Source organism: Paenibacillus sp. AK002 (assembly GCF_053903045.1).
The window spans coordinates 4,472,343-4,485,396 of sequence record NZ_CP096377.1 but is presented as its reverse complement, the minus strand read 5'-3'; the positions used below and the strand labels follow the sequence as shown (position 1 = coordinate 4,485,396).

General features: G+C 50.6%; 13 protein-coding genes. 9 read left to right on the top strand and 4 right to left on the bottom strand.

Features of this window, described 5'->3' with window-relative positions; genetic code table 11:
* Positions 1–74: 74 nt before the first annotated feature.
* The 3 genes from M1D70_RS19815 to M1D70_RS19805 are packed head-to-tail and all read right to left on the bottom strand — an operon-like array spanning position 75 to position 1,802.
* Positions 75–923 (bottom strand): DUF4097 family beta strand repeat-containing protein, encoded by an 849-nt coding sequence (locus M1D70_RS19815; protein ID WP_456287750.1) that lies wholly within the window; start codon positions 921–923, stop codon positions 75–77.
* Complete coding sequence (locus tag M1D70_RS19810; protein ID WP_456287749.1) at positions 920–1,480, bottom strand: DUF1700 domain-containing protein; 561 nt, start codon at positions 1,478–1,480, stop codon at positions 920–922. The genes M1D70_RS19815 and M1D70_RS19810 overlap by 4 nt, the downstream gene beginning before the upstream one ends.
* Positions 1,473–1,802 carry a PadR family transcriptional regulator gene (locus M1D70_RS19805; protein WP_009590638.1) on the bottom strand — a complete coding sequence of 110 codons (330 nt, stop codon included), beginning with the start codon at positions 1,800–1,802 and terminating at the stop codon, positions 1,473–1,475. Before M1D70_RS19805 ends, M1D70_RS19810 begins: the two co-directional genes overlap by 8 nt.
* Before the next feature lie 268 nt (positions 1,803–2,070).
* Between M1D70_RS19805 and M1D70_RS19800 the strand changes: the two genes are divergently transcribed.
* The gene (locus M1D70_RS19800) at positions 2,071–2,205 is read left to right on the top strand and encodes a hypothetical protein (protein ID WP_009590662.1); all 135 of its coding nucleotides are present in this window, start codon (positions 2,071–2,073) and stop codon (positions 2,203–2,205) included.
* A 37-nt stretch (positions 2,206–2,242) separates the two neighbouring features.
* Here the strand turns inward: M1D70_RS19800 and M1D70_RS19795 are convergent, their stop codons facing one another.
* Complete coding sequence (locus tag M1D70_RS19795; RefSeq protein ID WP_006211206.1) at positions 2,243–2,482, bottom strand: hypothetical protein; 240 nt, start codon at positions 2,480–2,482, stop codon at positions 2,243–2,245.
* 364 nt (positions 2,483–2,846) lie between these two features.
* Between M1D70_RS19795 and M1D70_RS19790 the strand changes: the two genes are divergently transcribed.
* The 8 genes from M1D70_RS19790 (at position 2,847) to M1D70_RS19755 (ending at position 12,945) form a co-directional block, all read left to right on the top strand.
* Complete coding sequence (locus M1D70_RS19790) at positions 2,847–3,158, top strand: hypothetical protein (RefSeq protein WP_009590697.1); 312 nt, start codon at positions 2,847–2,849, stop codon at positions 3,156–3,158.
* Between the two features lie 89 nt (positions 3,159–3,247).
* Positions 3,248–7,231, top strand: coding sequence for a type VII secretion protein EssC (gene essC, locus M1D70_RS19785; protein ID WP_456287748.1), 3,984 nt, complete (start codon positions 3,248–3,250; stop codon positions 7,229–7,231).
* A 16-nt stretch (positions 7,232–7,247) separates the two neighbouring features.
* Complete coding sequence (locus M1D70_RS19780; RefSeq protein ID WP_015736243.1) at positions 7,248–8,054, top strand: hypothetical protein; 807 nt, start codon at positions 7,248–7,250, stop codon at positions 8,052–8,054.
* A 27-nt stretch (positions 8,055–8,081) separates the two neighbouring features.
* Positions 8,082–8,594: a WXG100 family type VII secretion target gene (locus tag M1D70_RS19775; protein WP_456287747.1), complete on the top strand. Its 513-nt coding sequence runs from the start codon at positions 8,082–8,084 to the stop codon at positions 8,592–8,594.
* Positions 8,595–8,760: 166 nt separating this feature from the next.
* Positions 8,761–9,036, top strand: coding sequence for a WXG100 family type VII secretion target (locus M1D70_RS19770; RefSeq protein ID WP_006211202.1), 276 nt, complete (start codon positions 8,761–8,763; stop codon positions 9,034–9,036).
* A gap of 189 nt (positions 9,037–9,225) precedes the next feature.
* The gene (locus tag M1D70_RS19765; protein WP_456287746.1) at positions 9,226–11,295 is read left to right on the top strand and encodes a hypothetical protein; all 2,070 of its coding nucleotides are present in this window, start codon (positions 9,226–9,228) and stop codon (positions 11,293–11,295) included.
* A 42-nt stretch (positions 11,296–11,337) separates the two neighbouring features.
* Positions 11,338–12,090 (top strand): vWA domain-containing protein, encoded by a 753-nt coding sequence (locus M1D70_RS19760; protein ID WP_036661656.1) that lies wholly within the window; start codon positions 11,338–11,340, stop codon positions 12,088–12,090.
* 12 nt (positions 12,091–12,102) lie between these two features.
* Complete coding sequence (locus tag M1D70_RS19755; RefSeq protein ID WP_456287745.1) at positions 12,103–12,945, top strand: hypothetical protein; 843 nt, start codon at positions 12,103–12,105, stop codon at positions 12,943–12,945.
* Positions 12,946–13,054: the final 109 nt, after the last annotated feature.

Genomic DNA, 13,054 nt, shown 5'->3' with positions numbered 1-13,054 from the left:
GAAGACTCTCCTTGTTGTATAGTTTACTTTATAAATTATAGTATATTTCATTTCTATCGTTTGTCAACAATGCCTTAGTGTACGATATCGATATGGCCGGAGTAGGTTTCCACTTGGATGGTATCGGTTGTTTCCTTCAATGACTCTGGCGCCGATATTGATCCGGTGAGCGACTTAAGGTCATAGAAACCGCGGAATGAAGGGTCAGGCTGCACTTTCACGTTGCCTGATCTGCACAGGATATTCACCGACGAAACGCCGAGCAATCCTACGTTTACATTGCCGGAAGTGACCTCGATGTCCAGGGGGCCTTCCATATCTTTCAATTCGACGTTTCCTGAATGATTGACGAGTTGAGTGGAGGCCTGAATGTCGGAGCCGCGAATACTGCCCGAAATGTTCTCTACGTTCAACTGGTCAGCTACGATTCCGTTCATGTTGATGTTGCCTGACTTTACGGAAATGGCAATCGACTTGGACGAAGCGCCGCTTACCTGGATGTTATTGGAGAACGTTGATAAATCGAGGTCCTCGAGTTTCGTGTTTGAAGGAAGGACAATGGTTATTCTCCCTTTCGGCGAATGAAAGTTCACGCTCATAAACTGAAAAGAATCAGAAGTACTCAGATCTAATTCGATTTCTTGGCCTACAGGCTCAAAAGCTTCAAGAATATCGACATGCTCCGGCTTTAACTTGCCGTCAAAAGCGATATACCCGTTAGCATCGGCGCTATCCTCGAAAGCGAAGCTGATATTCATGCTGCTGGTAATTTTTAATTTCTTCAAATTCACGGCATCCTGCAGATCCCATCGGTTCTGATAGCTGACCAGCTCTTCCCCGAATTTAAACTTGTTTGCGGCCATGCCGATGATTCCTACCAATATAAGTGCGATTGCTAAGCTGAACAACCATTTTCTGTTCACAGTGCGTCACGACCCTTCAACAAACGTGTATTCCATCTGGAGTACCTCAAGGTTAATGATAACAAACCGACCATGGCCGAGCGTGTGGCATAACCGAGGAAGATGCCGATTCCGATCAAGGAGATCGATAAGAATAATTTAGCCGGATAAAACGTTCCATTCAGGATGTAATCGAGCAGAACGAGCACCGGGCTCAGCAAGGTTGCCAGGGCTCCCAGAGCGATGGCGACGCCACCGGACCATAATGCCGCAAGGAACGGGACGGTCACTAATGCACAGAAGAACAAACCGGTTCCTATCGCATATTTGCCTATGGCAGACGGCCTTCTGACCGCCGCGGGAGCAGGCATTTCCATATCCACGTACCGGTCGCCTAACGCTTCCTTCGCCATTTCAAAAGGATCCCCAAGTTCCCGGGCAATCTCCTCTTCGGAACGCCCATTCTGCATGCCGATGACAAAATGGGACTCTACATCCTGAATGAATTCCCGGCGTTCCCCCGGAGGAAGCGCGGCAAGGCGAGATTCCAAAATCGAAATAAACTGTTTTTTAGTCATACAAATTCCCTTCCTCTATCAAATTGGTCACGTTGCTTACAAATGCTTGCCATTCCTTCACCATAGATCGCATATAGATCACTCCGCTGTCCGTCAGCTTATAATATTTACGGGGGGGACCCTCGCTCGATTCCTGGAGGTAGGTGGTGCAGTAGCCTTCATTAACTAGCCTGCGAAGGAGAGGGTACAGGGCGCCTTCGGCTACTTCGATATGCCGGGAGACGGCTTGAGCCAGCTCGTAGCCATATTGGTCCTTGCGATGGATCAGCACAAGCACGCAGAGTTCAAGAACGCCCTTTTTGAATTGAATACTGACATTCATACGGCGATACCTCCTTTCGTAAGTCCATGATCATGCTGTTATCACGAGGTAGTAATTAATATTCAGTAGTGGTCTACAATAAGATATCATTTAGTACTGAATAATGCAAGGTACTGATCATAAAATGGGTACAGCATCAAAAATCGTCGAACCGTGAGAAGCTTTGTATAACGGCGGAAGTCTCGTTTAATCTTGAAAAGGCACGGTTAATAGAAGTTATCAGAACATAGGGTCGTTTTTCCAAGACAAGAATGGAGGGATGAACAGTATGTCCATCGATCGGTTTATATTAAAAAAGCTGAGTAATTGCCAGGAGATCACAACGCGGAGAAATCTCGTGAAATTGTTCCAGATCCGAATTCAGCGGGCGCAGATAGCCGAGGATCGTTATTACGGGGTATAATGGAGACAAACAAAAAAAGGGCTACCCCTCTTTTATATTAAAAGAGAGATAGCGCAAGAGAGTCGTTTTCGCTTTTGCTGTGTAGAATTGCCTCGGATCCCTCGATTTCAATGCTGATGAGGGAGTTGAGGCATTTTTGCAGCGCCTTTTTGCCGGTTTGGATTTTATGGTCAAGCGCGCTGGTTAGCAGTTTCAATACCTTTTGAACCGGCTGCTTGCTATCCGTAGTAAAATAAACGGGAACCGGCTTGTTTTGGAACATGATCAGTGTTTTCATATCAATCACCTCACGAAAGTTTTTTCATGATATTTGCATTATAAATTGCCAATCTTAAAATAACCTTAAATTCATAGAATTAATCAGCATCATTTTTATGAGCGTGACATTTTTGTGAACGACGGGATTTTACTGACGGAAAACCCGGATTTACCCTATAATCAATACATAAATAGTTCCTCGGAACCAACAAATCCGCATCAGAAATAGGAAATAGGAAATATGACACAAATTGACAGAACTGTCCGTGGAATGATATTATTACAATAATGTAACTATTTTTTGCAACTATTGAAATAGGTGATTGGGCTTTCAATATGGAATAAACATAGGATTACCATCTTGAGGAAGGCAGGTTGACCAGATGATACTCACCGTGATCAGCGGTCGAAACGAAGATGATTGGTTTGATATCGACGTACCCGATGAATGCTCCATTGAACGGTTGAACGAGCTGCTGGGATTACGTCTTTTTCGCGAACCCTCGAGTGAAGGAATTCAATATATATTAGAAGCGAAGTTCCCGGAAGGCTTGTGGTTTACGGTAGGCGGCCACTCTAACCTGGTTGAAGCGGGATTGAGGGAAGGGTCCTACGTACGTTTGCAGCGGGCATTCTCGACAACCACCGATGAAGCTCCTGTCTATGGCAGAAGATCGTTGTTTCAAGAGAGCTGACATTGGGTAAGTAACCCATTGGTTTTGACTGAAACAGCAAAATACATAATTGTACATTTCAGATGCTTTGGATTAGGAGGAAGTGACATATGAACGTGTTGTACCAACGTTCGCCGCGCATTAGACCGGCTTTACCGAATGAAGACTTGGAAATTCTGAGACCCCCGTCCGAACCAAGCAAACCGTCGTTCTCGATGATTGCCATCATCATCCCGATTATTATGACGGCGGCGACGATCGGTTTCTATGTCTATATGAACGTAAGCGGTAAGATGGGGAATCCCAATTACATGATGTTCCAGATGCTCTCCATCTTTATGATGCTGACATCCTACACGCTGCCGTTCTTCATGTATTTAAGCAACAAGAAGACCTATCAGAAGAACCTGGCCGAACGCAATCAGAAGTACCGGGCTCAGCTTGATCTGCATCGGGAAGAACTGAAGGAGCGGCAGGAGGATCAGGTCCATATTCTGTTTGACATCCATGGGGATCCGGACGTCTGTTATAACGTTGTGAAGAACCGGAGCAGCAGCTTGTGGGAACGTTCCCCGGAAGATAAGGACTTTTTGGAGATTTGCGTGGGCAAGGGGGAGGTTCCGTTTCACATTAACGTGAAGCCTCCCCGTGCGGACGGGTATGATAAGGACCCGTTAATCGAAGCGGCCGAATTGCTGTCATCCGAGTTCCAGACGGTCGACGATGCCTCTATTGCATTGCCGTTATTCGAATCCAAGGTCATCGGGATCGTGGGCGGAAGAGAACGCGTACTAAACATGCTTCGCGTCATGATGGCCCAAACCGCCGTCAGGCACTCGCCTGACGAAGTGAAAATCGCCGCCTTCTACGAGGAGAGGGAAGCGAGCGAATGGCAGTGGCTGCGGTGGCTGCCCCATACCTGGGATGATGACCGTTCCAGCCGCTATCTTGCGGATCGACGGAGCAATGCGCATCAGCTTGCTGATGAAATATTTACCCATTTATACCGGCGTAAAAACAATCGCTCCGAACATGGAAAAAAATCGATTGAGACGCCGGCTTACGTCGTGATCCTATCCGCAGCCCAATTGATTGAGGAAGAACCTCTGCTGCCTCTGTTGATGGAAGATGCCGATGCGGCTGACGCCGTCACCATCATCTTGTCCGACCGGAAAGAAAGCTTGCCGATGCACTGCCAGCTTATCGTCGAAGTCGATCGGGAGCAGGCGGCGTACACGATTAAGAAACCGGACGGCACCGTCTCCAAGCAATCCTTCCAATCCCATCATATCAGCAGGGAACAGATCGAAGCATTGGCCCGGTATATGGCGCCGATTCGGCTAAAGCGGTCTTCTGCATCCGATATTCCTAGCGTTTTGGCACTATTCGAGATGATGGATATTCAGAAAATCAACGATTTGGATGTTTATAAACGCTGGCAGCAGAACCGATATCCGGATTCATTGCCCGTTCCCATGGGTGTGCGAGCGGGCGGAAAGAAGATTAATTTGAATCTTCATGATAAAATAGAGCGTCAAGGTCATGGTCCGCATGGCCTGATCGCGGGAACGACCGGTTCCGGGAAAAGCGAGGTTATCCAATCCATCGTGGCTTCCCTGGCATCGGAGTTTCACCCTCATGATCTAGCATTCATGCTAATCGACTATAAGGGCGGCGGCATGTCCAATACGTTTGTGAACCTTCCGCACGTCGTGGGCACCATAACGAATTTGGACAACAATCTGATCGAGCGGGCGAAGGTGTCGCTCAAAGCCGAATTGGTCCGCCGCCAGAAAATATTGAACGATGCGGGAAACCTGCAGCACATTGACGAGTATTACAAGCTGCTGCGAAATCGCCATGGCGAGCCGCTCCCGCATCTCGTCATTATCATTGACGAATTTGCACAGCTGAAGAAAGATCAGCCGGAATTTATGGATGAATTGATCAGCATCGCCGCAATCGGGCGAACGCTGGGTGTCCATTTGATCTTGGCGACGCAGAAGCCGGCCGGCGTCGTGGACGATAAAATTTGGAGTAACTCGCGCTTCCGCATCTGTCTTCGGGTACAAAGCGAAGGCGACAGCCGCGACATGCTGAAGATTCCGAATGCAGCCTGGATCAACAAGCCCGGACGAGGCTACTTCCAGGTGGGCAGCGATGAAGTGTTTGAAGAAATGCAATTTGCTTGGAGCGGCGCTCCTTACGTTGAAGAGAAGGATACGCCTGGCGCTGTCTCCATCCGCGAGGTCCGGATCAACGGGAAGACGGAACCGCTGCTTGCGTCGACTCCGTCCCTGGGAGCGCATCTGGAAGTGCCCAAACAGCTGCAGGTGTTTATCGACCATGTAGCGGAAGTGGCCAAGGCGCAAGGGATTGAGCGGCTGCAGGGGCCTTGGCTTCCACCGCTTCCGGAGAGCCTGGATTTGGAGTCAGTGCAATCCGGCATCGAGCAGCCGGTAACGTTCGGCGATTCGGCACTCGTGTCTTATGTCGGAATGGTTGACGATTTGCCTAACCAATGCCAGAAGCCGCTGGTGCTCAATCTGGAGCAAGGCCACTGGGCCGTATATGGGATGCCCGGGCTCGGAAAGACAACCTTTATTCAAACGATGCTTATGTCTTTGGCGAGTCGATATACCCCGGACTTTTGGCATGGATATATCGTGGACATGGGCCGGATGATGCGGGACTTTGCAGGACTGCCGCATATCGGGGGAGTCATGACCGCAGAGGAAGATGATCGGATCAAGCGCCTGTTCCGTTTTCTTGCGAAAACGGCCGCTGTGCGCAAAGACATGATCGCCGAGGCCGGCGTGAAGACCGTTGCTTCCTACCGACGTGGCAGCACGGTGACGGTTCCGCAGCTGGTCGTGGTTATTGACGGTTATCTGAACTTTAGGAATTCCTATCCGGACGAGAATGATATGCTGGAATATCTGCTGCGGGAAGGCGGCAGTCTGGGCATCACGTTTATCATCACGGCGAACCGGATTTCGGATATGTTCGAGAAGGTCCGGAGCAATATCTCGCAAGCGGTATCGTACGAGCTTGCCGATCCGGCCGACTATTATTACGCGGTGGGTCGTCCCACGAGAGCCCCGAGCCAGCTTCCGCCAGGAAGAGGACTGGTCAAAGGCCAGGTGCCTCCACTTGAATTCCAGACCGCACTTCCGGCTTCCGGCCAGGAGGAGGGGGACCGTTCGGCAGCGCTTCGCGACATGATTCGGGTACACCATGAATCATGGCATGGCGAGGAAGCCCCGCGGATCGAATCGCTGCCGGACAAGATTCCGCTCCATCAGCTGCTTAAGGTGAAAAAGCCTTATGAAGCGGCCGCAACGGTGAAGTATCAGGTGCCCGTCGGGGTGGCTACGGATGATCTGACTCCTTTTGCGATCAATCTCGAGGATGGGCCTCATTTTATCGTGGCCAGTCCGATGGAAGGCGGTAAGACGTCGTTCCTTCTTAGCTGGATGCTATCGCTCGCATATCATACTTCTCCGGATGAGCTGGAGATCTATACGGTGGATACGCGCTATGGAAGCAGCGGCCTGAGCCGGATGAACCATCTCCCGCATGTCCGCGGCCACGCGGAGAACGAGGAGGATCTGGGGCCGCTCATTACGAGCCTTTATGAGCGGGTTCAGACCCGGTCGAAGGAGAGCGAGGACCCGGCCATCCTGCTTATGATTGATGATGCCGACGTACTCAGCAAGCAGCTTTCGGATTTCACCTTGAAGGACCAGCTCTCGGCCATCGTCAGACAGGGAAGGGACCGCAGGGTTCATGTCGTCATTGCCGGCGTGCCGGCGGATTTCCCTACGTATGGCGTCGACTGGTTTACCGATATCAAGGCTGCTCAAAACGGATTTTTATTCGGGACCTTGGATTCCAACGATTTATCGTTCTTCCGGATTCCTTTTTCCGAATCTTCTAATAGTCCTGGAGGACTAAAAATACTTCCGCCGGGACAGGGGTACTACGTAAAACGTAAATTTTCCAGAATAAAAGGCGCAGTTCCGTTCGATGAGGAATGGAACGCCCAAAGATGGGTCACAGAAATTCGCGACCGATGGCATGTTGTAGTTTGAGGGGAGGTGGCTCATAATGTTGACAATTCATGCTTCCAAACAAGAAACGATCACGCTGAATGACAAGGAATTTTTCTTCTTGGCTGGAATTATCGGATCGGACCGATTACTTGGTGTTGAAGATCCTTTTGTAGGATATTTAACGGAAGAAATCGCGGTTGAGTGGGAGAAAACCAAACAATCGCTCCTAAGCAAGCAATATTTGATTCAAGAGGAAGGCGGGGAATTGTCGATTCCACCCGAAGTCTTCTCACGAGTGGCTATTGCCGGTCTTGCGGAACGGGCGTGCTGGTTGAAATATGAAAATCAGGATTCGGCGTTTGAAGGATATTTGCATGTTACTGACGAACGGGTAATACAAGTATGCAGAAGCGATGAAGACAACCGGTGTTACATGCTTAGCGAACTCGGTACCATCGAACAAACCTGCGATCAACTGGTGCAGGATCTGGCCCTCAGCGACCAAAACTGGGGAGATATTCCGGCTCTGTTGCTTAGCCGGAAGGAATTCGGCGATATCTACACCTCGGTTACCGAGCATAATTGCGACGATATCGGCGATCGTTTGGCCAGATTGACGGACGATGCGGAAGGTTCAATCGCTTTGGCGAAATGCATGAAGAACAAGGTATCTTCGGGGGAACTCCAGCTGTCGATTTGGAACGGTATCAGCTGGGAAAGTCAAAATGCAGCATTTATAGTGAACGAGTCCATGAATTGGCTGCTGCGTATGAGCCTGGAGGGAGACCAGGACTGGCTAACCGCAGCGCCAGCGACCAAAGAGCAGTTTCGTCATATGTTACTCATGTGGCTGAAACAGTAACAGAGCCTGTATGAAAGGTGAGGACCAATGCGTATTTCTGTCGAGCCGGAGTCTCTCCGGACGTTAAGCCGTCAGCTGCAGCATAGTGGCGATGAATATTTAGCGATAACGAGAACTCTCAACCAAGCCATGGAATCCCTTGTTTGGGAGACGTCTCTCAAAGCGGCGGTTATTGATGAATGGCAGTCTGCCCGGAGTCTTGGAGAGCATCTGGGAGCTCTTCTTGCTCAGCTGGGCAAGCATCTTCAAAGCAAAGCCGATCAATTTCAAGAAACGGATCATCAATACCATACGATTTTGGAGCATGCTATCGTAAGCACCGTATCACCGACGGCTCTGTTTGCCGCTTCCGGGATGGATGGGCGCTCGTCCATACTTCCGGAATATGGTAACTCCGGCACGGTTATATCGAACCCGAGTTCGGCAGCCGCAGCCGTGGGCATGTCCAGCGGAGACAACGGGGGAACGGCTAAACAGGCCGCATTAGCCGGGCAGAGCTGGACCTTTACCGATCCGTCTTCGTTTGGGATTGCCAACTAAATCCCTATCCCATTTGGGGAATTCGGGAAATTCGGGATGGAAAATGTTTCAAATTGGGACGTATAGGGTAACTCGAAATTAGGTCTGAGGACATTTTGATAAACCGAGTCTTCTGGGCTAAGATGTCAAGTGTCACCAGAAAACGAATTTCAAGGAGGTTACATAAATGGCAGGACGTATTTTAATTACGCCAGAACAAGTGGAGCAAGTAGCGAACCAATTTAAACAGAGCGGTGATCAAAGTCAGCAAATCGTTAACAGCCTGACGCAATCGATCAACGGAATGGAAGGTCAATGGGATGGTATGACGAAGCAGCGCTTCTTCCAGGAATTCCAGGAAGCAAGCCGCTTGATGAACTCCTTCGTACAAACGCTTGACAGCATCAGCAATGAGCTGAAGGCGATCGCTCAGAAATTCCGTATGGCTGACGAATCCCGTTAATATCATTCGGAGACTTTTGCTTTCTGATGCATTATAATAGTTTAATAGGCAAAATAAACCGGGTGGTAGGTAACCCGGTTTTCTTGCAATTTTGGATATTTAGAATGTAGTTAATCGTGAATCAATCGCGGTTCTATCGGTTAATAGAGTTATATAGCAAGGTAATGGAGTTAAGAGAGGGTGAAGTTCATGACATTTCAGCCAAACCCGGGCGATGGGATCGTTGTTAATGGAACGGCTTATACGGTAGGGCAGCATCCGGCTGCACCGGGCGTAGCTTATGCCCAGGCAGGGAGGCAAGGGATCGTCTATCAGCTGATTCCCGTGAATGGGGAGCTGCACGAAGCCAAAGCACTAAAAGTGTTTTTTCCTAAGTTCAGAATTCCGGCTATGGTTTATCAATCCGAGCATATGGGGAATTATCGCGAGATACCGGGTTTGCAGGTAAGCAGTCGAGAGGTGCTCACTCCCGAAAGAAACGGAGATTTGATAGCGGAATATCCGGATTTGCTCTACGCGGTCATCATGCCATGGATTCATGGATGTACTTGGTTTGACGTTATAAGCGATCAGCGTAATCTGGGACGTTCCGAAAGCCTGATGCTTGCCAAGGCTTTGGCAGCCATCGGCTCAAGCATGGAGCAGCGCGGATTGGCGCATTGCGATCTGTCTGCGCCCAATGTCATGCTTCCGTTTTTTTCGGAAGTGAAGCTGCCGGAAGGCGCTGCCGCCGTGGAGCTTGTCGATGTCGAGCAGATGTACAGTCCAAAAATGGACCGTCCCGACGTTTTGCTCGCCGGCTCGCCGGGATATGCGGCGCATCGAACGGTGCACAGCGGGTTATGGAGCGCGTATGCCGATCGTTTTGCAGGGGCCGTCATCATTGCCGAGATGCTGGGGTGGAGCGATCCGGCTATCGTGAATCGGGCATGGGGCGAAAGCTATTTTGATCAGCATGAAATGCAGACTCCGTGCGAACGTTATTTTTTGCTTAAAAAATCGCTGGGTCAGCGGTGGGGCACACGGATCTCGGATCTGTTCGGCAGAGCTTGGGACAGTCAGGATTTGAGCAGCTGCCCTACCTTTGGCGAGTGGCTCATCGCTTTATCCTCGGTTAGTGAGGAAGAAGTGGTGGAAGAAGCACCGGCTGCCACTGCCGCTGCGGCTGCCCAGGAAGAAAGTTCGGATGAATCCGGCTCTGAGCGTTCCCGGGAGGTGCCTGCAGACATCATGGCATCGCTTGGAATCGAGCCGGGCACGCGAGAGGTTAACGACAATGTGGTAGGACGCTTGTTTCATCAGGCGCGCGACTTGGAGAAGGCAGGCAATCTTTCCGGAGCATTGGAAATATTCCGTTCGGCGTATCACTTCGTCAAGAAGGACAGTCCGCTTGAAGTGGAGCTCGCCGCCGCCATACAGGGACTGGAGGAGCAGCTGCGCCCCGCTGAAGAATCATCCAACAAAGGGATTAAAGCCTTGTTGTCATCCCGCAAATTCATGCTCTCCACCGCTGCGGCCATCGTGATCCTGGCGGGTTCCGCGATTACGGTCAATCAGATTCTGGCTGAGAAGGCCGAGAACCGCCAGATGGATGCCCAGCGTTTAGCGGAGCAGCAGGCCCAGGAGAAAGAAGAGGCTGCGCGCAAGCAGGAGGAAGAAGCGCAGAAGCAGCAGGAGGAGGCTGCAAAGAAGGAAGCGGAGGCCAAAAAAGCCGAAGAGGAACGCTTGAAGGCGGAAGAGGCGAAGAAGGCCGAGGAAGCCGAGTTGGTGCGCAAAGAGCAGGAGAAATCCGAGCTTCAGGCAAAGTATGATAAGCAGGCGAAGTATGAAGCTTATCTGGCATCGCTTGAGGAGAAAAAGAAGAAGCAGGCGCTGCAGGAGAAATATGATAATCAGGCAAAATACGAGGCGTATTTAGCCCAGCAGGAAGAGAAGAAGAAAAGGCAGGCTCAGGAAGAGGCAGCGGCCAAGGCGGAAGCGGAACGACAGGCCCAAGCGCGGGCTGCTCAGCAAGCGCAAGCCGCCCAGCTTCAGAAGCAGCGGTCCCAAAACGTTGTCGAACTGGTTGCCTTATATAACAAGGCATATAATGCGCAGGTTGCCGGCAACAAGGACCGCGCGAAGAATGCCGCGCGTGAATTCATAGCGCTGTATAACAAGGACAAATCCTATTACAAAACGGTTGGCAAAATGAGCAGCCGCCTTAACAATCTGCAGCAATTCATCAGTGACGACAGCCACTGGATACCTAAACTGTAAAGAAGTAAACATGACAAATTGCAGGGGTGAATGTTATTCACGATGAACTATACCATTCAAGCATCACAGCGCACGCCAGCGCTCATTATATATCTGATTGATATCAGCGCGTCCATGAATATGCTGATGGAGGATCGCAGAAGGATTGATGTTGTTTACGAAGCGTTATCCTTAGCCATTCGGCAAATGGTGTTTCGTTCCACCAAGGGGAACCGGCTGACGCCGAGGTACCGGATCGCCATTCTTGCATACAGCGATGACGTATATGATTTGTTAAACGGGATCAAGGGCATTGACGAAATTGCGGCGATCGGCTCGCTTCCGGATTTGACGCCGAAGCGGTTCTCCGATTCGGCCAAAGCGTTTCTTCAGGCCGAGAAAATTCTGCAATCGGAGATTCCCAACATGCAGGATTGCCCTGCGCCGCTCGTATGCCATATGACGGATGGCGTGGCCACGGGAGAGGATCCGGAACCGATTGCCCGCCGTATCATGAATATGAGCGTTCCGGACGGAAACGTACTGGTGGAGAATATTTTCATCTCCGACCATCTGATGAACCAGCCGATCTCCGAACCACGCCGCTGGAAGGGGATATTGGCTGATACGCAGCTTGAGGATGAACACGCGCGCAAACTCAAGATGATGTCTTCCGTTCTTCCCGAGAGCTATCGAGAAATGCTGGTTGAGGCGGATTATCAGCTGAGTCCGGGGGCCTTGATGATGCTCCCTGGCACATGCTCCGAGCTGGTGTCCATCGGATTCCAGATGTCAGCCGCCACGCCGGTAAGGTAAGAGGTCACAGCCATGAAGCGATCATACGCTAGAAGCATGGAAACGTTGGGGATTCGCAAGCGGAAGGCTCAAACAGCGTCGTTTTATTACGAGAGCAAGCAGACCGGGGAAGAGCCGCTTACGAAGATTAGGGATTTGTTCACATGTCGTTATGCGTATGGCAGAGCGGCAGAATCCGTCATGCTCTCCGAGACGGGTCAGGATTTCATTGCATTGAAAATGGATGAAGAGGTCTGCCATTTTGTATTGTGTGACGGCGTCGGCTTGAGTTACCGAGGCGATGTGGCTTCGCGCCTGCTCGGTCAGGGCTTGATGAACTGGCTGGATACGGTTGAAGAGCCCACGTCCTCATCGCTGGAGCGCAAGCTGAAGGAACTAACGCATGAAGCAGATCGGGAAATGCGGACGCATTCGCTGAGCTCCGAAACCCCCAAGCTTCTGCGTGAAGTGCTGGAGGAGAAGCAGCGCAAGGGAAGCGAAGCCATGTACATATGCGGACGCATCGAGCGGTCAACGGGTTTTCGTCGAAAAGGAAGGCTGTGGCTTGCCTGGCAGGGAGACTCCAGGGTACGATTATGGCGTCAGCAGGACGAGATTACTTCAATATTCGGAGACCGCTTCCGAACGGCCGAACGCTGGTCTTCCCGCACCGGACCGATCGGAGGCAGTCCTCACGTGTTTACGTGCAAGCTGGAACCGGAGACCGGTTATCGCCTTCAATTATACAGCGACGGGCTTACGGATCTGGACCCGATGAAGGAGCCGATTCCCGATGAGCAAGTACAAGTATTAATGAATGCCCGCCATACAGGCGGTCTGGAAGATGACGCTTCCTTTCTGGAGATCGTATGGTAGTACAGAAATGACCGATTATATCGCGAGCCGGACCCATGAGGTCCGGCTTTTTTTTACTTGGATTCGAAAATAAACGGAATTGACGCGGTATTATTTAATGTGTATATTG